The sequence below is a fragment of the Vagococcus sp. WN89Y genome (assembly GCF_052220145.1).
GTDB lineage: Bacteria > Pseudomonadota > Gammaproteobacteria > Enterobacterales > Enterobacteriaceae > Kosakonia.
On the sequence record NZ_JBQPOM010000071.1, the window covers coordinates 1 to 21,489 of the forward strand.

The following is a 21,489-nucleotide window of genomic DNA, read 5'->3' on the forward strand; positions in this document are numbered from 1 at the left end:
GATCTGCTCAACAACGGCTATTTTAAAGGATAGAGGATAATCGCGTTGGGTGCGTTTGAACTCAGTCATCATCACGTTCTCCGGGTTTGAGTCAGGAACGTGTCAACGCTATTCAGGACGGGTCAAACAGAAAAATTAAGCCGTTAGCGCAAGCTGGCGGCTTTTTTTTTATGCACCCGCGTAATAACCTATGCAAGAAATCAGCTAAAAGGAAGAGACAATGAAACTGTTTTATAAGCCTGGCGCTTGCTCGTTTGCATCACATATTACGCTGCGTGAAACCGGCAAAGATTTTTCTCTGGTCAGCGTGGATCTGATGAAAAAACGCCTGGAAAATGGCGAAGATTACCTCGCTATCAATCCTAAAGGCCAGGTTCCCGCCCTGCTGCTGGATGACGGCACACTTCTTACCGAAGGCGTCGCTATCATGCAATATCTCGCCGATAGCGCAACCGACCGCCAGCTTCTGGCTGAACCGGGTACGCTGCCACGCTACAAAACGCTGGAGTGGCTGAACTATATCGCCACCGAACTGCATAAAGGCTTTACGCCGCTGTTCCGCCCGGATACACCGGAGGATTACAAACCGACGGCGCGCGCGCTGCTGGAGAAAAAGTTACAGTATGTGGACGCTTCGCTGGCGGGGAAAGAGTGGATTAGCGCTAACCATTTCACCATCGCCGATGCGTATCTGTTTACCGTACTGCGCTGGGCGTATGCGGTAAAACTGGAAATGGCGAACCTTAAGAATATTACAGCGTATATGGCCCGGGTAGCGGCTCGCCCGGCGGTTGCCGCCGCGCTGGCAGCGGAAGGCCTTAAGTAAACCGCTAACCCCTCTCCTTTGGAGAGGGTGTTTGTTGCATTCACGAACAGCGGTTGCGGCTGTGAGGCTGATTCGCGCATCAGGAAGCTGGCTCGGCCCAAAATCACCTGCACTACATAGAAAGAAGGGAGCGATTTCTCACTCCCTCAGACAGGTAACGCTTATTTCCAGCACACCAGGCAGTAATTCTTCTTACCGCGGCGCAGCAAGGTATAACGGCCGAACAGACGATCGCTGTCGGTAAACACATATTCCGGGTCGGACTGTTTTTCACCGTTGATGGTGACAGCATTAGACGCAATGGTTTTACGCGCCTGCCCGCGAGATGGTTGCAGCTCAGAATCCACCAGCGCCTGCATCAGATCCGCGCCTTTTTCCATCTCCACCATCGGCACACCGTCTTGCGCCAGCTGTGCAAAATCTGCTTCGCTCAGCGCGCTCAGCGTACCGTTGAACAGGCTCTCAGTGATGCGTTTTGCCGCCGTCAGCCCCTCTTCGCCATGCACCAGACGGGTGACTTCTTCCGCCAGTACGTACTGGGCGCGCGGCGCTTTACCGCTGTTCTTGTCTTCTTCTTCCAGCGCGTTGATCTCCGCGATGTCCATAAAGGTGAAGAATTTCAGGAAGCGATACACGTCCGCATCAGCGGTGTTAATCCAGAACTGGTAGAACTTATACGGGCTGGTTTTCTTCGGATCGAGCCACACCGCGCCGCCTTCTGTTTTACCAAACTTCGTACCGTCAGCTTTGGTGATCAGCGGAACCGTCAGGCCAAACACCTGGTTCTGGTGCAAACGGCGCGTCAGATCGATACCCGAGGTGATGTTACCCCACTGATCGGAGCCACCGATTTGCAGTACTACGCCGTACTTTTCATTCAGGCAGGCGAAATCATAGCCCTGCAACAGGTTGTAGGAGAACTCGGTAAAGGAGATCCCCACATCGTCACGGTTCAGGCGCTGTTTTACCGCTTCTTTGTTAATCATCTGATTAACAGAAAAGTGTTTACCGATATCGCGCAGGAACGTCAGCACGTTCATGCTGCCAAACCAGTCGTAGTTGTTCGCCGCGATAGCCGCGTTGTCGCCACAGTCGAAATCAAGAAACGGTGCCACCTGTTTGCGGATCTTATCCACCCACTCCTGCACGGTGTCCTCGGTATTCAGTTTGCGCTCGGTGGCTTTGAAGCTCGGGTCGCCGATAAGCCCCGTCGCGCCACCTACCAGCGCCACCGGTTTGTGTCCGGCCTGCTGAAAGCGTTTCAGGCATAACAATGGAACCAGATGCCCCAAATGCAAGCTGTCAGCGGTGGGATCGAAGCCGCAATAGAGCGCGATTGGCCCCTGCGCCAGTCGCTCTGCCAACGCTTCTTCATCCGTCACCTGGGCCACCAGGCCCCGCTCTTGCAATTGTTTAATCAAGTTACTGCTTGCCATCAAATTCTCCATGTATAAAACGGACTGCACCTTTGCCGGTACACGACTTTTCGCCAGATGCGAAAGATACTTCAGGGGGGCAGATAGAATAAAGCGCCGGGCCACGGAGTACCAGCGCTTAACACAACATTTTTCAGGGATTAAGGGGCAAGACGGTCAATTTTCCATGAACCGTTGTCACGCTGGTACAAAAACCGATCGTGCAGACGATTCGCGCCGCCCTGCCAGAACTCCATTTGTTCAACCGGGACACGAAAGCCGCCCCAGAAACTGGGCAGCGGTATTTCGCCTTGCAGGAACTTCTGCTTGAGCTCGAGAAACTTGCTTTCCAGCACGCCGCGCGCAGAGATACGGCTCGACTGCTTCGATACCCAGGCGCCGATTTGGCTGTCGCGCGGGCGGCTGTGAAAATATTTCATGACCTCTATCGTCGACAGGCGTTCGGCTTTGCCGGTGACCATCACCTGGCGCTCCAGTGTGTGCCAGGGAAACAGCAGGCTTACGGCGGGATTATGCTCAATATGGCGTGCCTTACGACTGCCGAGATTGGTATAAAACACCAGCCCTTTTTCGTCAAAATGCTTAAGCAGCACAATGCGCTGGTACGGCTGGCCGCTTTCATCAACGGTTGCCACCACCATCGCGGTAGGATCGACAAGCCGGGCTTCACAAGCCTGTTCCAGCCAGCGCTCAAAAAGTTTCAATGGCTCATCAGGAAGATCGGCGCGGCGTAAGCCGCCTTTGGTGTATTCACGGCGTAAACTGGCGATTTGCTGCAAGTGATCGTTATCAGACATGTCGTTCGCAGAAGTCAGTGTTGGGTAAGCTCATTATGCCCCCCTCAATGAAAATCTCAACGCTCGGGTATTAACTGGCAGTTATTCAACACCATCGTATCGCGCTTATAGACCGTCGCACTGTCGCCTTTAGACCAGAAAACATAAATCCCGTCCGTATAGCGCACGCCGGAGGCGGATAACCCCTGCTGCAACGTCAGCAGTTTGTCATCCTGGACAAAACTGACTTGCTCGCGAGGATTATTCCGTTTTACCGTCAACGTTTTTTCATCACACTGATAGACCAGCGTATCGGTGTGCATGCGTTCGATAAACTGCTGGTAAGTGCTGCACCCGGCAAGTAACACGGGCAGGCAGGCGATGGCTAATTTTTTCATCTCGAATTCCCTGACATTCCTGGTCACAGAGGGCGCAATGCCCTCTTCTCTTTCTGCCAGTTTAACGGGACGCAAGCGGCCTGGAATTCAGTTAACTCTGATTCTGGCGCGGGTTAGCGGGGAAAATCGCCCCCAGCACAGAAGGTGATGAGGCGCCGGTCACGGAAGGCAAATTTCCTGGTAACCCGGCGAGCGTGCGCCATGCCAGCCAGGCAAATGCCAGCGCTTCCATATCATCACCATTAATACCTGCTTCATCCGTGGTCGAGACTTCAATACCCGGCAGTAAACCAGCAAGACGCGCCATCACCAGCGGGTTGCGGCTCCCACCGCCGCACACCAACAGCCGCTCACAGCCGCCGCTGAGCAGGACTTGTTCGGAAATCGTCATCGCCGTCAGCTCTGCAAGCGTCGCTTGTACATCGCAGGCCTTCAGCGCCGGGAAAGGCATCAACTGGCGCTCCAGCCAGCCATAATTAAAATACTCGCGCCCCGTGCTTTTCGGCGGCGCAAGAGCAAACCACGGATCGCTGAGCATATTTTGTAACAGCGGCACAATCACTTTGCCTTCGCTTGCCCAGAGCGCGTTTTTATCATAAGGCTTACCCTGCTGGCGCCAGATCCAGGCATCCATCAGCATATTGCCAGGCCCGGTATCATAGCCTCTGACCGGCTGTCCCGGGATAAGAAGCGAGAGGTTAGCGATGCCGCCAATATTGAGCACCATGCGCCGCTCGACCGGGTGTGCCAGCAGCGCCTGGTGGAAAGCAGGCACCAGCGGTGCGCCCTGACCACCGAGCGCGATATCGCGGCGGCGAAAATCGCCAACGACCGTCACGCCTGTACGGGCCACTATCTGGTTATTATCACCAATTTGCAGGGTATGCGGGGCAACACCGGTCGGCTCATGCCAGACGGTTTGCCCGTGACAGCCAATCGCCACAATATCCTGCGGATGTAGCTGCTCTTTGTCCATCAACGCCAGCACGGCATCCGCAAACAGCTGGCCCAGTTGTGTATCCAGACGACCAAGCTGGGAAAGCGTAAGCTGCTGCCCCTGGCAAATGTTGAGTATCGCCTCTTTTAACGGCACGGGGATCGGGAACGTCAGGCTGGCCTGCTGCGCAACCATCCGGTCATCGATGGCCGCCAGCACCACATCGACCCCGTCCAGACTCGTCCCGGACATTACCCCAATGTAGCGACCCGATTTCATACGCCTTCCTGTAATCCATAGCTATGGGCTATCAGTCCATCATAAAGTGCTCAGTAATGCTATGGGTAACAAACACTTTTTAACAATCATCTTCAGATAAGCGTGGTGAAATCGCGCCGCAGCCCGCCTATAATCGCTTCGTTTAAAAGTGGTTAAGCTCGATGTGAGTATTATTTTCCGTGATTTGGCTGAAGTAAGACCAGGCGTTGTCAAAATGCCATATAATTTAACCATGACGGATGCTCACTCGAGTGTTTCATGGTGAACAGGAGATTCAAATGATGTTACGTGCGCTGGCAGTTTCGCTAATCGGTCTCTCTTTAGCGGGCTGTGTCAATAACGACACGCTCTCAGGTGATGTCTACTCGGCATCGGAAGCCAAACAGGTGCAAAATGTCACTTATGGCACCATTGTTCATGTCCGACCTGTGCAGATTCAGGCGGGTGAGGACAACAACGTTATCGGCGCGCTCGGCGGTGCTGTGCTGGGGGGATTGCTGGGTAACACCGTAGGCGGTGGAACCGGGCGTACTCTCGCCACTGCGGCAGGTGCTATTGCTGGTGGCGTAGCTGGTCAGCAGGTTCAGGGGTCGATTAACAAGACCCAGGGCGTGGAACTGGAAATTCGTCGCGATGATGGTCAAAGCGTTACGGTTGTGCAGAAACAGGGGACTACCCGTTACTACGCAGGCCAGCGTGTCGTGATGACCGGCAATGGCAGGCAGGTTACCGTTTCCCCGCGCTAAAACTTTTCCGTGTGGTCGCGTCAGTGACCACACCTCTTCCCTCAGAAATAAAAAAGCCCTGCGATTGCAAGGCTTTGTGTGTCAGTCGCGAGACTGTAAATCGTGAATGTTACGTTCGAGCCGACCAATCAAATTGATTAACAACTCCAGCTCTTCCGCCGAGATCCCTGCGAGAATTTCGCCCCGTGTCTTGCGGATGACCGTCTCCATCTCTTCGATTATCGGTGTTGCTTTATCAGTCAATTTGATACGTTTAGCGCGGCGATCGTTGGCACAGGTCTGGCGGGAAATGAGGCCTTTATCTTCCAGTTGATCCAGGGTGCGCACCAGCGAAGGCTGCTCGATGCCAATCGCTTTTGCCAGTTGAATTTGCGACTGATCGGGCGGCAACTGATGAATATTATGCAGCGTGACCCAGTGAGTCTGCGTTAATTCCAGAGGTTTCAGGCGATGGTCTATCAAAGCGCGCCAGATGCGCACTAAGCGTGCCAGATCAGAACCTAATGGCGATTCCAATTTCATCTCCTTATAATTAGCTTGCTAAGTTATTATACTCATTTTAAAATAGTTTGCAGTATTTATATCTCTAAAACAAATGGATTACTGCCCGCCCTGCAGCGGATAACCGCAAACTGCGCAGAACATCATGTGCGCATTTAGCGATAAATTTTCCCGTTGTTCTCCTGCCCGATCTGATTTTTTGCGCATCGTTTACTTTTCTCCTTATGTAAAGCGGTGCTTTCTGCGATGGTTGAACGCACCGTTGTCTTCGTGACTGGATGTAGGCGGGCAATATCTGGCACCCGATATGGTAGAGCTTCCCTGTTTTCAACTGTCTGTGCCTTTCCCTCGGCCTGTTAATCGTGGGTTAGCGGTAAAACTAAGAGCACTGAATACGCCTCTGGCCATCTCTAACGAGTAAAACCACGTACAGGTTATGAGCAGTCAGCTGAATGCGTGCCATCCTGCGCCGCAGCGTATTGGGGAGTATTACCGCGCCTGAATGTCAAAGACAACCCATTCGTTCTTCCTGGCGGAAATTTGTTTCCCTCCCATCGCATTTGCCCTGCAGCCGTAAAGGCAGCGTTGCCCGCCACTCACCTACGCAATTGCCAAAGCGTCCGCTATCAGCATCAATACTGCACGAGTCGCCGCCAGGGCAATAAGACGTTTACCCGGCAAGTTTACCTTACCGCACGCACCGGCAATTATGCTACCGCTGGAAGCCTAATGTTTGCGTTGATTGATAATCATCTGTTTTACCTTAACGGCTGTCTGGACAGGCCAGCCTGCGCTACATCCGCAATGTCGCACCTGAGCAAATCGTGCTATGTTGCCACGCTTAAAAGTTACAGTGTCACATTCTGATAGCGGACAGGAGATTGATAACTGAAGGGTTGGCCGCTGATTGCCAAAAACATCGTGGGTATTCGTTGCATTCGGGGATTTATCGCAGGCAGGAGCAGGCCCGTTGCCCGGCCTGCTCACGGCATAATTACTTAATCACTCCACAGGCATAACGCTCACCGCCACCGCCGAGCGGTTTGGGCTGATCGGACATATTATCGCCGCCCACGTGTACCATCAGCGCTTTACCTTTCACCTCATCAAGTTTTTTCAGCCGCGGCGCGATCACAGCATCGGTCGCGATACCGTCGTTATTCACCACCAGCACCGGCAAATCACCTAAATGCCCGGCCCCTTCGGGACCTTCATGTTTGCCAGAATTGTGCGGGTCAAGATGGCCACCCGCGGCTTCGGCCGCAGACGCTTTACCCTCTTTGATTGCTGGCTGGCAGCTGCCTTTCGCGTGAACATGAAAACCATGCTCACCCGGCGGCAACGCCTTCAGATTCGGCGCGAACTCCAGCCCCTTATCCGTTTCGCTGATTTTTACGCTGCCAACAGACTGCCCTACGCCCTGGGAGGTGACGAGGTTCATTTCGACTTCTTCACTGGCGGCTTGCGCCCCGGCACAACTTAACAGCACCAACATTGCCAGACTTATTCGCTTCATATGACCTCCGTTAAATAGCGTTTACCCTGTAAGTCTAAACCAGGGTAGACGATTTCACCGGGAAGTCGCAAAAAGCGCCGTCAGGGGACGTCGTAGCCCAGCGCGGCCCGGCGGATCCGAAACCACTGCTGGCGGGTCATTTGCAGCTTGAGCGCGCCCAGCGCAGAGCGCACACGCTCGATTTTACCGGAGCCAATAATGGGCAGCGGCTGCGCGGGCAAACGCATGACCCAGGCATACACAACTTGCTCAATTGTCTGCGCATTCAGCTCCTGTGCCACGGCATTCAGTTCATCACGCAGCGGCTGATAGAGAGGATCGTTAAACAGACGTCCGCCGCCGAGGCAGGACCAGGCCATCGGCCGGATACGCAACTGTTGCAGCTGATCGAGCGTGCCGTCGAGCAATAATGGCTGATGAACCGGCGAAATCTCTACCTGATTGGTCGCCAGCGTAAACGGCAGACGAGATTGCAGCAGCATGAACTGGGCGGGTGTAAAGTTGGAGACGCCGAAATGGCGCACTTTGCCGCTCTGATGCAGATGCAGGAAGGCTTCGGCAACCTCATCCGCGTCCATCAGCGGATCGGGGCGATGGATAAGCAACAGGTCGAGATTATCAATCGCGAGGTTGCGCAACGACTGTTCGGCGCTCTCAATAATATGGGCGCGTTCGGTAATGTAATGGCCTATCTTATTTTGCGGCTTCGCGGTGGTGGCGATACCGCACTTGCTGACGATTTCCATACGTGCGCGCAAATGTGGCGCCAGCTTCAGCGCTTCGCCGAATGCTGCTTCGCACTGATAACCGCCGTAGATATCCGCATGATCGACTGTCGTTATGCCTAAATCAAGGTGTGATTCGATAAAACTGATCAACTGCTCAGGTGACATGCCCCAGTCCATCAACCGCCAGTAGCCCATCACGAAACGGGAAAACTCAGGCCCCTGGGGTGCCAGGGTAATACGTTGTTCCATCACTGTTTCCTCAAAGGTAATTTTCCTTCGAGTATACGCATTTTTGCGCTTAAAACAGTGAAGGCTGCTGAGGTTCTTCTGGTGGTTGCGATTTCTGGGCGCGCATTTTACGTAGCCAGCGCTGGCGGCAAAGGCGCAGCACTTCCTGCTTTTGGGCGTCATTCATCTGCTGCCAGTTAAAACGCTCATCCCGGCTGCGCATACAGCCGCGACAAAAACCGCGCTCATCCGACTGACAGATACCGCGACACGGGCTCGGTACGGGGAAAAACTCCAGTTGTTCCGGCACTGTTGTCTCCGTTAACATTATGTCTACATCTATTGAAGACTGCCTGATGGCAACGCGCAAGCCTTAAAGCGCACAGTTCGCTAATTGCAACCGACCGATTGGTCTAGTAGAGTGATCGTATGAGCAGAAACACCGAACACGATACCCGCGAACACTTACTGGCAACCGGCGAGCAGCTTTGTATGCATCGCGGTTTTACCGGTATGGGTTTGAGTGAACTCCTGAAAACGGCAGAAGTGCCTAAAGGCTCTTTCTACCACTATTTTCGTTCGAAGGAGGCGTATGGTGTGGCGTTGCTGGAGCGTCATTATGCAACTTACTGCCAGCGACTGGCGGAACATTTCGCCCACGGCGCAGGTAATTATCGCGACAGGCTGCTCGCCTATTACCAGCATACGCTCAATCAGTTCTGCCAGCATGGCACCATCAGCGGTTGCCTGACGGTGAAGCTTTCTGCCGAGGTTTGTGACTTGTCAGAAGATATGCGCATGGCGATGAATAAAGGCGCAGGCCAGATAATCACCCTGCTGGCTGGCGCGCTGGAAAAGGGTCGCGGTGAGCAGAGCCTGGCGTTTCCGGGCGATGTGCTTACTCAGGCGCAGGTGCTCTACTCGCTCTGGCTGGGGGCAAATTTGCAGGCGAAGATTTCCCGTAGCGCTCTGCCGCTGGAAAGCGCGCTGGCGCATGCTAAATTGATACTCGCTGCGCCTTAATAAACACAGGCGTTTTTATTTTCCCGGTTTCTAGACGACCGGTCTATTCAGGAGATGTGATGTCCAGTAAACTTTTCTCCCCGCTTAAGGTGGGTGCAATTACCGCAGCGAACCGTGTATTGATGGCGCCGTTGACGCGTCTGCGCAGCATTGAGCCGGGCGATATCCCTACACCGTTGATGGCTGAATATTACCGCCAGCGTGCCAGCGCAGGCTTAATCATCAGCGAAGCCACACAAGTTTCTGCCCAGGCAAAAGGTTATGCCGGTGCGCCAGGGCTGCACAGCGCGGAACAAATCGCCGCGTGGAAAAAAATCACCGACGCCGTGCATGATGAAGGCGGTCATATTGCGGTCCAGCTGTGGCATACCGGGCGTATTTCTCACAGCAGCCTGCAACCAGGCGGCCAGGCGCCTGTTGCGCCTTCGGCTATCAGCGCCGGTACCCGCACCACGTTGCGCGATGAAAAAGGCCAGGCTGTGCGTGTCGATACCTCCGAACCGCGCGCGCTGGACATCAGCGAAATCCCGGGCATTGTGAATGACTTCCGCCAGGCGGTAGGCAACGCTCACGAAGCCGGTTTTGATCTGGTCGAGCTGCACTCAGCGCACGGTTACTTGCTGCATCAGTTCCTCTCCCCGTCGTCGAACCATCGTACCGATCAGTACGGCGGCAGCGTGGAAAACCGTGCGCGTCTGGTACTGGAAGTTATCGATGCGGCCATCAGCGAGTGGAGCGCCGATCGTATTGGCATCCGCGTTTCCCCGATTGGTACTTTCCAGAACACTGACAATGGCCCGAACGAAGAAGCTGACGCGCTGTATCTTATCGAAGAGTTAGCGAAACGCGGTATTGCCTACCTGCATATGTCTGAGCCGGACTGGGCAGGCGGAGAACCATACACCGACGCGTTCCGTCAAAAAGTTCGCGCGCGTTTCCCTGGCCCAATTATCGGCGCGGGTGCTTATACGGTTGAAAAAGCCGAAGCGTTAATTGAAAAAGGGTTAATTGATGCCGTTGCCTTTGGCCGCGACTTTATTGCCAACCCGGATCTGGTCAAACGCCTGGAGCTGAACGCTCCGCTGAACCCACAGCGTCCGGAGTCCTTCTATGGCGGCGGCGCTGAGGGCTATACCGATTATCCTTTCCTGTGATCCTCGATTGTTAATTGATAGCGGCGGCCATCCGCCGCTATACTTAATCAATGTTCTGATCGGAACGTTAACTTACTCATAAAAGAGGACATTATGCGCTTACTTCACACCATGCTGCGCGTTGGCGACTTGCAACGCTCTATGGATTTTTATACTAAAGTGCTGGGCATGAAGTTGCTGCGTACCAGTGAAAACCCGGAATACAAATACTCACTGGCTTTTGTCGGTTACGGCCCGGAAAGCGAAGAAGCGGTGATTGAGCTGACGTATAACTGGGGTGTTGATAAATACGAGCTGGGCACCGCCTATGGTCATATTGCGCTGAGTGTGGAAAACGCCGCCGAGGCCTGCGATGCCATCCGTAAAAACGGTGGCAACGTAACGCGTGAAGCAGGCCCGGTAAAAGGTGGCACCACGGTTATCGCCTTTGTTGAAGATCCGGACGGTTACAAAATCGAGCTGATCGAAGAGAAAGACGCTGGTCACGGACTGGGTAACTGATCCCCCGGGCGCACTTTGCGCCCGTTGTTTTACATCCCTTTGCAAAATTTGCCATAATGCGCTGCCCTTTCCCCGTATCAAGAGAATCAGATGTCCGATAACGCTCAACTTGTTGGTCTGTGCGACCGTTTCCGCGGTTTTTATCCTGTGGTGATAGATGTTGAAACCGCCGGGTTTAACGCCAAAACCGACGCGCTTCTGGAAGTCGCGGCCATTACGTTGAAAATGGATGAACAAGGCTGGCTAATGCCTGACAACACGCTGCACTTCCACGTTGAGCCTTTTGAAGGCGCGAACCTGCAACCTGAAGCGCTGGCCTTTAACGGTATCGATCCGACGAACCCGTTACGCGGTGCCGTTAGCGAGCACGATGCGCTGCATGCGATCTTCAAAATGGTGCGCAAGGGAATCAAAGATCAGGGCTGCAACCGGGCAATCATGGTCGCCCACAACGCCACCTTCGATCACAGTTTTATGATGGCCGCCGCCGAGCGCGCCTCGCTGAAACGCAACCCGTTTCACCCGTTCGTCACCTTCGATACCGCATCATTAAGCGGCCTGGCGCTCGGTCAGACGGTGTTGTCCAAAGCCTGCGCCGCTGCAGGGTTAAGCTTCGACGCCAGCCAGGCGCACTCGGCGCTGTATGATACAGAGCAAACCGCCCTGCTGTTTTGCGAAATCGTTAACCGCTGGAAGCGCCTTGGCGGCTGGCCGCTACCTGAACCCGACGCGTAAAAAAAAAAGCGACCAGAAGGTCGCTTTTTTATGGGCGATGTTTTTATTCCGCGGCCGGAGCTTCCCGGTGCTTATCAGCGGCTTCTTTAATCAGCGACTGCAATTCGCCGCGCTGATACATCTCAATGATGATATCGCAACCGCCGACCAGTTCACCTTCCACCCACAGTTGCGGGAAGGTCGGCCAGTTGGCGTATTTCGGCAGCTCAGCACGAATATCCGGATTCTGCAGGATATCAACATAGGCAAAACGTTCGCCGCAGGCAGAAAGCGCCTGCACAGCCTGGGCGGAAAAGCCACAGCTTGGCAGTTTCGGCGAACCTTTCATGTACAGCAGAATCGGGTTTTCAGCGATCTGGCGCTGGATTTTTTCAAGAGTAGTGCTCATTGTCATGCTTCCTTCAACTTCTACGGCAGATTCGGATAGTGTAACGGTTCAGACAAGTAACGGAAAATAACATTTTGTTCACCAGCCTGCATTTTATCGTCTGTAAGCGAAAGTTGCTTTAAAAAGATGGCCTAAGCCAACGTTTCGCACACTTCGCCAAAGCCCAGGCCCGGGCGCATTTTTTGCGCGCCTTAACGAAACGGAATTTCAGATGCAAAAAGAGTATTAACTTTTGTGCTTTTTATGGATTAGAATCGGGGGCATTAAAATAATATGCATGCATTATTGAATGCCTGCCCTAACAGGGGATTGCTCAGTGGCGCGGATAAAACACGCTTCAATCACGCTCTGTGCTTTGTTGTTCACCACACTCAGTTTCACGCCATTGGCTGGCGCCTCTGAACAGGCGCGGGCATCGGCCGTACAAAAATCGCATCTGGCAAAAAACGACGAGCGTAAGAAAAAAGCAACCACGCCAAAGATAGCAAAGAAAAACAGTCGCAGTACCGCAGGAACAAAAAAAACCTCAGCAAAAAAACGCGCTACCTCCCGCAGCAAAACCACTCAGCACGCAACAGGCCGCACGAAATCCAGCCTTGATCTAACCGCCGCCAGGACGCTTGAGTGTACGCCGCGCAAAGGCAAACGCCCGCACTGTGTTCGCAGCAAAAGCACGCAGCCTGCAACCCTTGCTGATGCGCATAAATCCCGCATCGCACGCGCGCAGAAAAACGCGATATCAAGGCTGATGAATCAGATTGGTAAACCGTATCGCTGGGGCGGGACGTCGCCAAGCACAGGTTTTGATTGCAGCGGCCTGGTCTATTATGCGTATAAAGATATCGTCAAATTCCGCATTCCGCGCACGGCCAATGAAATGTATCACCTGCGCGACGCGGCACCGGTCAACGTGGCCGAACTGGAAAGCGGCGATCTGGTGTTCTTCCGCACGCGTGGGCGAGGCAGTGCGGATCATGTCGGTGTGTATGTCGGCAACGGCAAGTTTATTCAGTCACCGCGCAGCGGCCAGGATATTCAGGTCACGTCGCTGAGTGAAGACTACTGGCAGCGCCACTATGTCGGAGCGCGCCGTGTTGTGACCCCCAAAAACATTCGTTGATCTTCCCTCACCTGCCGTGCCTCGGCAGGTAACTCTCTCTTTTGCCGGGCCTCCTGATTTGCTACTCTATCCTTACACTCATTAGGGTTTTTGAGTGCATAAAATAGAATAAGGAGAGAAGCAATGTCGTTTGAATTACCTGCATTACCATATGCAAAAGACGCCCTGGCGCCGCATATCTCAGCAGAAACGCTGGACTACCACTACGGAAAGCATCATCAGACTTACGTCAATAATCTCAACAACCTGATTAAAGACACACCGTTTGCCGACAAAACGCTCGAAGAGATCATTAAAAGCAGCGAGGGCGGTATATTTAATAATGCGGCCCAGGTCTGGAACCACACGTTTTACTGGCACTGCCTGGCTCCCAATGCGGGCGGCGAACCGACCGGCGATGTAGCGCAGGCGCTGAACAAAGCCTTTGGCAGCTTTGCGCAATTCAAAGCCCAGTTTACTGACGCGGCAGTGAAAAACTTCGGTTCCGGCTGGACGTGGCTGGTTAAAAATGCGGACGGTTCCCTGGCCATTGTTTCTACATCGAATGCGGGTACACCGCTGACGACCGGTGCGACCCCGCTGTTAACCGTTGATGTATGGGAACACGCTTACTACATTGATTATCGCAACGCCCGTCCGAACTATCTGGAGCACTTCTGGGCGCTGGTTAACTGGCAGTTTGTGGCGCAAAACCTCGCGGCATAACGCAATGCATCAGGAGGGTTACCCCTCCTGATTTTTACTCCATCGCCGCGCAGGCAGTTTTCGTCTGCGGACGCCCTGTGAACAGCACCAGCAGCAGTCCAAGGCTTGCGATAATCGCTCCCATCACCGACACCGCCGCATACCCCATGCCTGTGGAGATAACCGCACCACCGGCAGCAGCGCCAAGCGCATTGCCGAGGTTAAAGGCACCGATATTCACCGAGGATGAAAGACCCGGCGCTTCGTGCGCCACACGCATCACCCGCATCTGCAGTGGCGGTACGACGGCAAACGTCGCGGCTCCCCACACCACCATACTGATGGCGGCACCCACTTCGCTGCGCGCCAGCAACGGGATCGCCAGCATAATCGCTATCAGCAGCAGTAAAAAACCTTTCAGCGTGCCGCTAACCGAACGGTCGGCAAGCTTACCACCAAGATAGTTACCGATAGAGAAACCGACGCCAATCAGCACCAGCATTGCCGTCACGAACACCGGTGTTGCGTGAGTGATGGTTTGCAGCACGGGCGAAATATAGGTATAGAGGGTAAACATCGCTCCGGCGCCCAACACGGTGGTCAGCAGTGCGGATAATACCTGTGGTCGCATCAGCACCGACAGCTCTTTACGCACATCCGGGCGCTCGCCGGCACTGCCTTTGGGCAGCGAGAAAAACAGACTGAGCATCGCCACCACGCCAAGCCCCGCCGTGGCAAGGAACGACATGCGCCAGCCAATGGTTTCGCCCAGCCACGTCGCAGCGGGCACGCCGCCGATATTGGCGATGGTCAGCCCCATAAACATCGTGGCGACCGCACTTGCCTGCTTCTCTTTTGCCACAACGCTTGCGGCGACCACCGAACCAAGTCCGAAGAATGCGCCGTGGTTTAAGCTGGTAATTATCCGGGAGATCATCAGCGTGCTGTAATCCGGCGACAGTGCCGACAGGACATTACCCAGAGTAAAAATTGCCATCAAAAAGACCAGCGCATTACGCCGCGCACGGTGCGAAAGCAGCAGCGTCATCAATGGCGCACCCACCATCACGCCAATGGCGTATGCACTGATCAGCATCCCTGCCGCCGGAATTGAAACATCAACGCCACGGGCGATAACCGGCAGCAATCCCATCGGGGAAAACTCGGTGGTGCCGATGCCAAAAGCACCGATCGCCAGCGCAAGCAGGGGAAAATTAATTTTCATAAAGTGACTCCAGATAAGACTCATCGTCTCGCGATACTGTCGCAGAAGGCAAAAGTATGACAGAGGTCACAAAAAACAACAGCAGCAAAAAAACAAAAGAGTATTGCAGGGAGAGGAACAATCGGCAGGGAGGGCAAAAAGAACAAAGGGAGATGACTCTCCCTCTGGTAAATCAATGCAGTGCAGCGGTCAGGCCACCGGCAACGATCAGGCTCAGAACAATAACGGTGGTGATTAATGAATACTTCAGGTCGGTGCTCATCAATTTTTCTCCATTTTAATTACCCCACAAAAAGTGAGTTAACGCATTTTTGCACAATTAAAGCCAAAAATCTTGCTGGATTTCAGGGTTGCTCTCTATTAACGCTTCCCCTTTTGCTTAAGATCAGCCAAAATTCGACGCTAAATTTATTAGCGTACCGGCCATTGACTCCCCTCCTGACGTCCAGTGTCGTTTTCCCGGCGTACCGCACCCTTTTTTCCGGGTACAGGGAGAGTAAAGGCAAACGTTTACCTTAAGTACTTTCAGGAGCTTATGATATGGTCTGGAGTGACATCTGATGGCAACGATTAAAGACGTAGCGAAACGAGCAAACGTTTCCACTACAACCGTATCACATGTTATTAACAAGACGCGTTTCGTCGCCGAAGAGACGCGCAATGCAGTATGGGCAGCCATTAAAGAGCTGCACTATTCGCCAAGCGCCGTGGCGCGCAGTCTGAAGGTGAACCATACAAAATCTATCGGTTTACTGGCTACCAGCAGCGAGGCCGCCTACTTTGCCGAGATCATCGAAGCGGTGGAGAAGAAGTGTTTCCAGAAAGGCTACACCCTGATCCTCGGTAATGCCTGGAACAGCCTTGAGAAACAGCAGGCTTACCTGTCGATGATGGCGCAAAAGCGCGTCGACGGCTTGCTGGTGATGTGTTCCGAATACCCACAAGAGCTGCTGAGCATGCTGGAAGAGTATCGTCACATCCCGATGGTAGTGATGGACTGGGGCGAAGCCAAAGCCGATTTTACCGATTCGGTGATTGATAACGCCTTTGAAGGCGGCTATATGGCCGGGCGATACCTCGTGGAGCGCGGCCATCGTGAAATCGGCGTGATCCCGGGCGCGCTTGAGCGCAATACCGGCGCGGGCCGTCTGGCAGGTTTTATGAAAGCGATGGAAGAAGCCAGCATTACCGTCCCGGAAAACTGGATTGTGCAAGGCGACTTTGAGCCGGAGTCCGGTTACCGGGCGATGCAGCAGATCCTTGCGCAAACGCACCGCCCTACCGCCGTTTTCTGTGGCGGCGATATTATGGCGATGGGCGCGCTCTGCGCCGCCGATGAAATGGGGCTGCGGGTGCCGCAGGACATTTCTGTGATCGGGTATGATAATGTGCGCAACTCACGTTTCTTTACGCCCTCGCTGACAACCATTCATCAGCCGAAAGATTCTCTGGGCGAAACCGCGTTTACCATGTTGCTCGACAGGATTGTCAACAAACGCGAAGAGTCGCAGTCCATTGAAGTCCACCCGCGACTGATTGAACGCCGCTCTGTGGCCGATGGCCCGTTTCGCGACTATCGCCGCTAATATCCTGCGCGGGAGTGGTTATGGCTCCCGCAACCACTCCCGGTTCAGCGTTTCGCTATCTCCCAGGTAATCCAATAGCCAGTTCAGCGCGGGCGACGCCTCGTTTTGTTGCCATGTCAGGCAACAGGCGGCGTCAGGAAATGGATTTTCCAGCTCCAGCGCCACCCAGTCACCGCTGTCGAGCCACGGGCGGGCAAAATGCGCCGGAACCATACCAACACACAGCCCTGCCGACAGGCACGCTTCCGAAGAGCGCCAGTCGGGTACCACCACGCGCTTCTGGTTGTCCAGCAGCCACGTAATACGTTTAGGCAATGAGCGTGATGTATCTTCCTGAACCAGCGATGGCCAGTTGCGCAACGTCTCATCGCTGAGCGGGCCGCGCATCGCCGCTAATGGATGCCTGCGGGAGACAACACACTTCCAGCTTAATGTTCCCATGTCGCGAAAGGCATATCGCCCCCCGACCGGGATGGCCTGGGTTGCCCCGATAGCCAGTTCCACGCGCCCGTCGGCCAGCGCATCCCATACGCCGTTAAACACTTCCTGATAGACCTGTAATTCGACATCACTGAAGTGGCGGTAAAAATCGACGATCAGCTGCCGCGTGCGTTCCGGTTTAACGATGTTATCTACGGCTATCGCCAACTGCCCGCGCCAGCCGTTGGCAATTTGCTGGCACTGCTGGCGGGTGATCTGCATTTTTTTGATAACAGAACGCCCTTCTTTCAAAAACCATACCCCGGCAGGCGTCAGTTCCACATCCCGGTGACGCCGTTCGAACAGAGGCACGGCGAGCCACTCTTCCAGCTGACGCACGGTATAGCTGACGGCTGAAGGTACGCGGTGCAGCTCTTGTGCAGCCCCGCTAAAACTGCCATTGCGCGCCACCGCATCCACCACTTCAAGAGAATATTCGGACCACATAATCTGCCTGCAAAAAATTTGAAACCACTGCGCAAATATTAGCGTTTCACAAGCCGGAATGCACTCCCTACACTCGACACCCCTGAATACCTGTTTAAAGAAGAGATACTGTGATGCAACCTGGCAAAGGATTTTTGGTCTGGCTCGCGGGACTGAGCGTGCTCGGCTTTTTAGCCACCGATATGTACCTGCCCGCGTTTAGCGCGATACAGCAAGATTTGCACACCTCACCGGCTGTCGTCAGCGCCACACTCAGTCTGTTCCTCGCGGGCTTCGCCATCGCGCAGCTGATTTGGGGGCCGTTGTCTGACCGTTTGGGCCGCAAACCTGTTTTGCTGGCCGGGCTGGGGATTTTTGCGCTCGGTTGCCTGGGAACATTGTGGGTGCGCGATGCCACGCTGCTTTTGGTGCTGCGTTTTGTGCAGGCCGTGGGCGTTTGCGCCGCCACCGTCAGCTGGCAGGCGCTGGTGACCGACCATTATCCTGCGCAACGCGTAAACCGTATTTTCGCCACCATTATGCCGCTGGTCGGCTTAACGCCTGCGCTGGCTCCCTTATTAGGGGCCTGGATGCTGGCGCATTTTAGCTGGCAGGCTATTTTTGCCACGCTGCTGGCCATCACGGTGGTGCTGATGATCCCGACCCTGAGACTGAAACCGTCTGCAACGCATACTGAGCAGCCCCAGGAGAAGCTGACCTTTATGGATCTGCTGCGCACTCGCGCCTACTGCGGCAACGTGATGATTTATGCAGCCTGCTCGGCCAGTTTTTTCGCCTGGCTTACCGGTTCTCCATTTATCCTGCATGAGATGGGCTATGGCCCGTCGGTAATCGGACTGAGTTACGTTCCGCAAACTATCGCTTTTTTGATCGGCGGATATGGCTGCCGTGCCGCGCTGCAAAAATGGCAAGGGGAACGCATGCTGCCGTGGCTGCTGGGCGGTTTTGCCGTCAGTGTTATTGCAACCTGGGCCGTGGGCCTGCTGCCGGGCGTGTCGCTCACGGCATTACTGATACCGTTCTGCCTGATGGCGATGGCGAACGGTGCTATCTACCCGATTGTGGTTGCGCAGGCGTTGCGCCCCTTCCCGCAGGCAACCGGTCGCGCGGCGGCGCTGCAAAACACACTGCAACTCGGACTGTGTTTCATAGCAAGCTTGGTGGTTTCATGGCTTATTGTGACGCCACTGTTCACCACCACCAGCGTGATGATGGCGATGGTTCTGTTGGTCGCGCTGGGCTATCGCCTGCATCGCTATGAAGGAAAGGATAATAAACAGCAACAGATGGCCTCCGCATCCTCGCACGGGTAATTGCGCGGACGACTATATTGATGCAAATTAATTAGTTTGCTAAGCGTTTTCTGTTGAACCAACCGATATTGGAGCCTATACTAAATTCGGTTGTTAAATAAATACGATAAATATTATGCAGTAACGGACGCGGGAATGCGTCCGTTTGCCCATGGAAGGCCTTTCGGCAAGGGTCCCTCCCTTCCTCTGTTCTACGTCGGATATCATCCTCACGGCCTGAGCGTGAGATTTTCCACAAACCGCCAAAATAGCGTCTACGCTGTTTTAAGGTTCTGGTCACGGACAAGTGATGGAGAAAGTATGAGTTCATCATGTATAGAAGAAGTTAGCGTACGGGATGACAACTGGTTCCGTATAGCAAACGAGTTACTGAGCCGCGCAGGTATCCGCATCAACGGACCCGCAACTTCAGATATTCAGGTGAAAAATCCTGATTTTTTTAAACGCGTTTTACAGGAAGGCTCACTCGGCCTCGGTGAAAGCTATATGGATGGCTGGTGGGAGTGCGAACGCCTGGACATCTTTTTTAGCAAGGTTTTACGCGCCGGGCTGGAAAACCAGCTTCCACGCCATTTTAAAGACACACTCCGCATCGCCGCAGCAAGATTGTTTAATCTGCAAAGCAAAAAACGCGCCTGGATTGTCGGTAAAGAGCATTACGACTTAGGTAATGACTTGTTTACCCGCATGCTGGACCCGCAAATGCAATATTCTTGCGCTTACTGGAAAGACGCAACCACCCTGGAAGAGGCTCAGCTGGCCAAACTCAAGCTTTGTTGCGAAAAGTTACAGTTAACGGCTGGTATGCGCGTACTGGATATTGGCTGTGGCTGGGGCGGGCTTGCCGAGTTTATGGCTAAAAATTACGCAGTCAGCGTGGTCGGCGTGACGATTTCTGCTGAGCAGCAAAAAATGGCGCGGGCGCGCTGCGAAGGGCTGGATGTGGATATCCGCCTGCAGGACTACCGCGATTTGAACGAGCAGTTTGACCGCATCGTTTCCGTGGGCATGTTTGAGCACGTCGGGCCGAAAAACTATGCTGAGTATTTCACCGTCGTTGACCGAAACCTCAAGCCGGACGGCCTCTTTTTGCTGCATACTATTGGCTCGAAAAGAACCGATCTTAACGTCGATCCGTGGATCAACCGTTATATTTTCCCTAACGGCTGTTTGCCTTCCGTACGCCATATCGCGCAAGCCAGCGAAACGCATTTTGTGATGGAAGACTGGCATAATTTCGGCGCTGATTACGACCGTACGCTGATGGCATGGTATGAGCGTTTTCTTGCCGCATGGCCGCAGATTGCCGACAACTATTCGGAACGTTTTAAACGTATGTTTAGTTACTATCTGAATGCATGTGCAGGCGCTTTCCGCGCTCGCGATATTCAGCTTTGGCAGGTGCTGTTTAGTCGCGGCGCAGAGGGCGGGTTGCGCGTCGCGCGTTAAGATTCGCCTGTAAAAAAAGGCCGCTTGCTGATGCTGCGGCCTTTTTTAGTGTCAGGCGGTTAGCGAATTACTCTTCGCTGCTGATGATGGCGACGTCTTTCGCTGCCAGCACACGTTCAACCGTATCGACCACAGCCTGGGTTTGCGGATCGATTTCGATATTCACGCGTTGCCCCAGCTTTTTCGCGCCAAGCGTGGTGCGCTGCAATGTTTCCGGGATCAGATGCACGCAGAAGCGGCTGCTGGTCACCTCGCCTACCGTCAGGCTGATACCATCGATACCAATAAATCCTTTATAAAGGATGTATTTCATCAATGCAGGGTCCTGCAACTTAAACCAAATCTGGCGGTTATTTTCAGAGGTCAGAATTTTCACAATCTCGGCAGTGGTCATAATGTGACCCGACATTAAATGCCCGCCGATTTCATCACTGAATTTTGCCGCGCGTTCCACATTTACCGTATCACCAACCTGCAATTCGCCAAGATTGGTAATACGCAGCGTCTCTTTCATCAGATCGAAACTGATAAGGTTGCCGTTGATGGCGGTTACCGTCAGGCAGCAGCCGTTATTGGCAATGGAAGCCCCGGTTTCAATACCATCAAGCATATGTTCGGGGAGCGCCACAACATGAGTACGGAAATTGGGTTTATCATCAATCGACACCACTTTTGCCGTGCCCTGCACAATACCAGTAAACATACTTCCTACTCCTGTTCCCATTCATACGGCGTTGCCGTTTTCTTCACGCACAATAACAGTTGAAAATAGCCCTTGCCAGTTTCATTCACCAGGCGGCACAGATTCCTGCCGCGTCGATGGTTTGTTGAACTTTCTCAGAGGTGCAAAAAGCCAGCTAATACTAATGCTTAACATGGCAAAAGCGTGCCTTAACAGGTAGTATTTGAACAGGTGTCGCCTACATCGCAGGGCGGCCAGGTTTGGCACATGGAAAAGCTCCTTTCTCAATAATCGTTCCATTCTTGCTTATAACAACAATATAAAGGTGTTC

24 protein-coding genes are annotated in these 21,489 nt (G+C 53.8%); 11 read left to right on the forward strand and 13 right to left on the reverse strand.

Features of this window, described 5'->3' with window-relative positions; all coding sequences use genetic code 11:
- Positions 1 to 220: 220 nt before the first annotated feature.
- Positions 221 to 826 carry a glutathione transferase GstA gene (gstA, locus tag ACTU3N_RS21465; RefSeq protein WP_443088158.1) on the forward strand — a complete coding sequence of 202 codons (606 nt, stop codon included), beginning with the start codon at positions 221 to 223 and terminating at the stop codon, positions 824 to 826.
- 161 nt (positions 827 to 987) lie between these two features.
- Here gstA and tyrS read toward each other — a convergent pair whose 3' ends face one another.
- The 4 genes from tyrS to anmK all read right to left on the reverse strand — a co-directional run bounded on the left by tyrS (position 988) and on the right by anmK (position 4,652).
- Positions 988 to 2,262, reverse strand: a complete 1,275-nt coding sequence (gene tyrS, locus ACTU3N_RS21470; protein ID WP_443088159.1) for a tyrosine--tRNA ligase — start codon at positions 2,260 to 2,262, stop codon at positions 988 to 990.
- Between the two features lie 140 nt (positions 2,263 to 2,402).
- Positions 2,403 to 3,059 carry a pyridoxamine 5'-phosphate oxidase gene (gene pdxH / locus ACTU3N_RS21475; protein ID WP_443088160.1) on the reverse strand — a complete coding sequence of 219 codons (657 nt, stop codon included), beginning with the start codon at positions 3,057 to 3,059 and terminating at the stop codon, positions 2,403 to 2,405.
- A 56-nt stretch (positions 3,060 to 3,115) separates the two neighbouring features.
- Complete coding sequence (gene mliC, locus ACTU3N_RS21480) at positions 3,116 to 3,436, reverse strand: C-type lysozyme inhibitor (protein ID WP_443088161.1); 321 nt, start codon at positions 3,434 to 3,436, stop codon at positions 3,116 to 3,118.
- A 91-nt stretch (positions 3,437 to 3,527) separates the two neighbouring features.
- Positions 3,528 to 4,652, reverse strand: coding sequence for an anhydro-N-acetylmuramic acid kinase (gene anmK, locus ACTU3N_RS21485; protein WP_443088162.1), 1,125 nt, complete (start codon positions 4,650 to 4,652; stop codon positions 3,528 to 3,530).
- Positions 4,653 to 4,930: 278 nt separating this feature from the next.
- Here anmK and slyB point away from each other — a divergent pair, with 278 nt between their 5' ends.
- The gene (slyB, locus tag ACTU3N_RS21490; protein ID WP_443088163.1) at positions 4,931 to 5,398 is read left to right on the forward strand and encodes an outer membrane lipoprotein SlyB; all 468 of its coding nucleotides are present in this window, start codon (positions 4,931 to 4,933) and stop codon (positions 5,396 to 5,398) included.
- 81 nt (positions 5,399 to 5,479) lie between these two features.
- Here slyB and slyA read toward each other — a convergent pair whose 3' ends face one another.
- From slyA to ACTU3N_RS21510, 4 genes are all read right to left on the reverse strand, one after another.
- The gene (slyA, locus tag ACTU3N_RS21495) at positions 5,480 to 5,914 is read right to left on the reverse strand and encodes a transcriptional regulator SlyA (protein WP_443088164.1); all 435 of its coding nucleotides are present in this window, start codon (positions 5,912 to 5,914) and stop codon (positions 5,480 to 5,482) included.
- A 979-nt stretch (positions 5,915 to 6,893) separates the two neighbouring features.
- Entirely contained in the window at positions 6,894 to 7,415 is a 522-nt protein-coding gene (gene sodC, locus ACTU3N_RS21500; RefSeq protein ID WP_443088165.1) for a superoxide dismutase [Cu-Zn] SodC, read from the reverse strand.
- Between the two features lie 80 nt (positions 7,416 to 7,495).
- Positions 7,496 to 8,392: an aldo/keto reductase gene (locus ACTU3N_RS21505; protein WP_443088166.1), complete on the reverse strand. Its 897-nt coding sequence runs from the start codon at positions 8,390 to 8,392 to the stop codon at positions 7,496 to 7,498.
- Between the two features lie 49 nt (positions 8,393 to 8,441).
- The gene (locus ACTU3N_RS21510; RefSeq protein ID WP_443088167.1) at positions 8,442 to 8,681 is read right to left on the reverse strand and encodes a DUF1289 domain-containing protein; all 240 of its coding nucleotides are present in this window, start codon (positions 8,679 to 8,681) and stop codon (positions 8,442 to 8,444) included.
- Positions 8,682 to 8,800: 119 nt separating this feature from the next.
- Between ACTU3N_RS21510 and ACTU3N_RS21515 the strand changes: the two genes are divergently transcribed.
- The 4 genes from ACTU3N_RS21515 (at position 8,801) to rnt (ending at position 11,784) form a co-directional block, all read left to right on the forward strand.
- Positions 8,801 to 9,394: a TetR/AcrR family transcriptional regulator gene (locus tag ACTU3N_RS21515; RefSeq protein WP_443088168.1), complete on the forward strand. Its 594-nt coding sequence runs from the start codon at positions 8,801 to 8,803 to the stop codon at positions 9,392 to 9,394.
- A gap of 56 nt (positions 9,395 to 9,450) precedes the next feature.
- Complete coding sequence (locus tag ACTU3N_RS21520) at positions 9,451 to 10,548, forward strand: alkene reductase (protein ID WP_443088169.1); 1,098 nt, start codon at positions 9,451 to 9,453, stop codon at positions 10,546 to 10,548.
- Positions 10,549 to 10,641: 93 nt separating this feature from the next.
- Positions 10,642 to 11,049, forward strand: a complete 408-nt coding sequence (gene gloA / locus ACTU3N_RS21525; protein ID WP_443088170.1) for a lactoylglutathione lyase — start codon at positions 10,642 to 10,644, stop codon at positions 11,047 to 11,049.
- Positions 11,050 to 11,139: 90 nt separating this feature from the next.
- Positions 11,140 to 11,784 (forward strand): ribonuclease T, encoded by a 645-nt coding sequence (gene rnt / locus ACTU3N_RS21530; protein ID WP_443088171.1) that lies wholly within the window; start codon positions 11,140 to 11,142, stop codon positions 11,782 to 11,784.
- Between the two features lie 43 nt (positions 11,785 to 11,827).
- Here rnt and ACTU3N_RS21535 read toward each other — a convergent pair whose 3' ends face one another.
- Positions 11,828 to 12,172 carry a Grx4 family monothiol glutaredoxin gene (locus ACTU3N_RS21535; protein ID WP_443088172.1) on the reverse strand — a complete coding sequence of 115 codons (345 nt, stop codon included), beginning with the start codon at positions 12,170 to 12,172 and terminating at the stop codon, positions 11,828 to 11,830.
- A 316-nt stretch (positions 12,173 to 12,488) separates the two neighbouring features.
- Between ACTU3N_RS21535 and ACTU3N_RS21540 the strand changes: the two genes are divergently transcribed.
- Both ACTU3N_RS21540 and sodB read left to right on the forward strand, forming a co-directional pair.
- Positions 12,489 to 13,292, forward strand: coding sequence for a C40 family peptidase (locus tag ACTU3N_RS21540; RefSeq protein WP_443088173.1), 804 nt, complete (start codon positions 12,489 to 12,491; stop codon positions 13,290 to 13,292).
- A gap of 123 nt (positions 13,293 to 13,415) precedes the next feature.
- Positions 13,416 to 13,997 (forward strand): superoxide dismutase [Fe], encoded by a 582-nt coding sequence (gene sodB / locus ACTU3N_RS21545; RefSeq protein WP_443088174.1) that lies wholly within the window; start codon positions 13,416 to 13,418, stop codon positions 13,995 to 13,997.
- 34 nt (positions 13,998 to 14,031) lie between these two features.
- On the opposite strand, the gene ACTU3N_RS21550 is transcribed toward sodB, so the two are convergent.
- Together ACTU3N_RS21550 and cydH are read right to left on the reverse strand one after the other, a co-directional pair.
- On the reverse strand, positions 14,032 to 15,201 hold the full coding sequence (locus ACTU3N_RS21550) for an MFS transporter (protein WP_443088175.1): 1,170 nt from the start codon (positions 15,199 to 15,201) through the stop codon (positions 14,032 to 14,034).
- A 172-nt stretch (positions 15,202 to 15,373) separates the two neighbouring features.
- Positions 15,374 to 15,463: a cytochrome bd-I oxidase subunit CydH gene (gene cydH, locus ACTU3N_RS21555; RefSeq protein ID WP_443088176.1), complete on the reverse strand. Its 90-nt coding sequence runs from the start codon at positions 15,461 to 15,463 to the stop codon at positions 15,374 to 15,376.
- Positions 15,464 to 15,761: 298 nt separating this feature from the next.
- Between cydH and purR the strand changes: the two genes are divergently transcribed.
- On the forward strand, positions 15,762 to 16,787 hold the full coding sequence (gene purR / locus ACTU3N_RS21560) for an HTH-type transcriptional repressor PurR (protein ID WP_443088177.1): 1,026 nt from the start codon (positions 15,762 to 15,764) through the stop codon (positions 16,785 to 16,787).
- 18 nt (positions 16,788 to 16,805) lie between these two features.
- Here purR and punR read toward each other — a convergent pair whose 3' ends face one another.
- The gene (punR, locus tag ACTU3N_RS21565) at positions 16,806 to 17,714 is read right to left on the reverse strand and encodes a DNA-binding transcriptional activator PunR (RefSeq protein WP_443088178.1); all 909 of its coding nucleotides are present in this window, start codon (positions 17,712 to 17,714) and stop codon (positions 16,806 to 16,808) included.
- Between the two features lie 113 nt (positions 17,715 to 17,827).
- On the opposite strand from punR, the gene punC reads away from it, so the two are divergent.
- Positions 17,828 to 19,027 carry a purine nucleoside transporter PunC gene (gene punC / locus ACTU3N_RS21570; protein ID WP_443088367.1) on the forward strand — a complete coding sequence of 400 codons (1,200 nt, stop codon included), beginning with the start codon at positions 17,828 to 17,830 and terminating at the stop codon, positions 19,025 to 19,027.
- Between the two features lie 300 nt (positions 19,028 to 19,327).
- A complete protein-coding gene (cfa, locus tag ACTU3N_RS21575) occupies positions 19,328 to 20,476 on the forward strand; it encodes a cyclopropane fatty acyl phospholipid synthase (RefSeq protein WP_443088179.1) in 1,149 nt (382 codons plus the stop codon).
- A 67-nt stretch (positions 20,477 to 20,543) separates the two neighbouring features.
- On the opposite strand, the gene ACTU3N_RS21580 is transcribed toward cfa, so the two are convergent.
- Positions 20,544 to 21,179 (reverse strand): riboflavin synthase subunit alpha, encoded by a 636-nt coding sequence (locus ACTU3N_RS21580; protein ID WP_443088180.1) that lies wholly within the window; start codon positions 21,177 to 21,179, stop codon positions 20,544 to 20,546.
- Positions 21,180 to 21,489 lie beyond the last annotated feature (310 nt).

Coding starts and splice junctions, on each gene's coding strand:
- gstA (WP_443088158.1), top strand. CDS start 221: ATGAAACTGTTTTATAAGCCTGGCGCTTGCTCGTTTGCATCACATATT.
- tyrS (WP_443088159.1), bottom strand. CDS start 2,262: ATGGCAAGCAGTAACTTGATTAAACAATTGCAAGAGCGGGGCCTGGTG.
- pdxH (WP_443088160.1), bottom strand. CDS start 3,059: ATGTCTGATAACGATCACTTGCAGCAAATCGCCAGTTTACGCCGTGAA.
- mliC (WP_443088161.1), bottom strand. CDS start 3,436: ATGAAAAAATTAGCCATCGCCTGCCTGCCCGTGTTACTTGCCGGGTGC.
- anmK (WP_443088162.1), bottom strand. CDS start 4,652: ATGAAATCGGGTCGCTACATTGGGGTAATGTCCGGGACGAGTCTGGAC.
- slyB (WP_443088163.1), top strand. CDS start 4,931: ATGATGTTACGTGCGCTGGCAGTTTCGCTAATCGGTCTCTCTTTAGCG.
- sodC (WP_443088165.1), bottom strand. CDS start 7,415: ATGAAGCGAATAAGTCTGGCAATGTTGGTGCTGTTAAGTTGTGCCGGG.
- ACTU3N_RS21505 (WP_443088166.1), bottom strand. CDS start 8,392: ATGGAACAACGTATTACCCTGGCACCCCAGGGGCCTGAGTTTTCCCGT.
- ACTU3N_RS21515 (WP_443088168.1), top strand. CDS start 8,801: ATGAGCAGAAACACCGAACACGATACCCGCGAACACTTACTGGCAACC.
- gloA (WP_443088170.1), top strand. CDS start 10,642: ATGCGCTTACTTCACACCATGCTGCGCGTTGGCGACTTGCAACGCTCT.
- rnt (WP_443088171.1), top strand. CDS start 11,140: ATGTCCGATAACGCTCAACTTGTTGGTCTGTGCGACCGTTTCCGCGGT.
- ACTU3N_RS21535 (WP_443088172.1), bottom strand. CDS start 12,172: ATGAGCACTACTCTTGAAAAAATCCAGCGCCAGATCGCTGAAAACCCG.
- sodB (WP_443088174.1), top strand. CDS start 13,416: ATGTCGTTTGAATTACCTGCATTACCATATGCAAAAGACGCCCTGGCG.
- ACTU3N_RS21550 (WP_443088175.1), bottom strand. CDS start 15,201: ATGAAAATTAATTTTCCCCTGCTTGCGCTGGCGATCGGTGCTTTTGGC.
- cydH (WP_443088176.1), bottom strand. CDS start 15,463: ATGAGCACCGACCTGAAGTATTCATTAATCACCACCGTTATTGTTCTG.
- purR (WP_443088177.1), top strand. CDS start 15,762: ATGGCAACGATTAAAGACGTAGCGAAACGAGCAAACGTTTCCACTACA.
- punR (WP_443088178.1), bottom strand. CDS start 17,714: ATGTGGTCCGAATATTCTCTTGAAGTGGTGGATGCGGTGGCGCGCAAT.
- punC (WP_443088367.1), top strand. CDS start 17,828: ATGCAACCTGGCAAAGGATTTTTGGTCTGGCTCGCGGGACTGAGCGTG.
- cfa (WP_443088179.1), top strand. CDS start 19,328: ATGAGTTCATCATGTATAGAAGAAGTTAGCGTACGGGATGACAACTGG.
- ACTU3N_RS21580 (WP_443088180.1), bottom strand. CDS start 21,179: ATGTTTACTGGTATTGTGCAGGGCACGGCAAAAGTGGTGTCGATTGAT.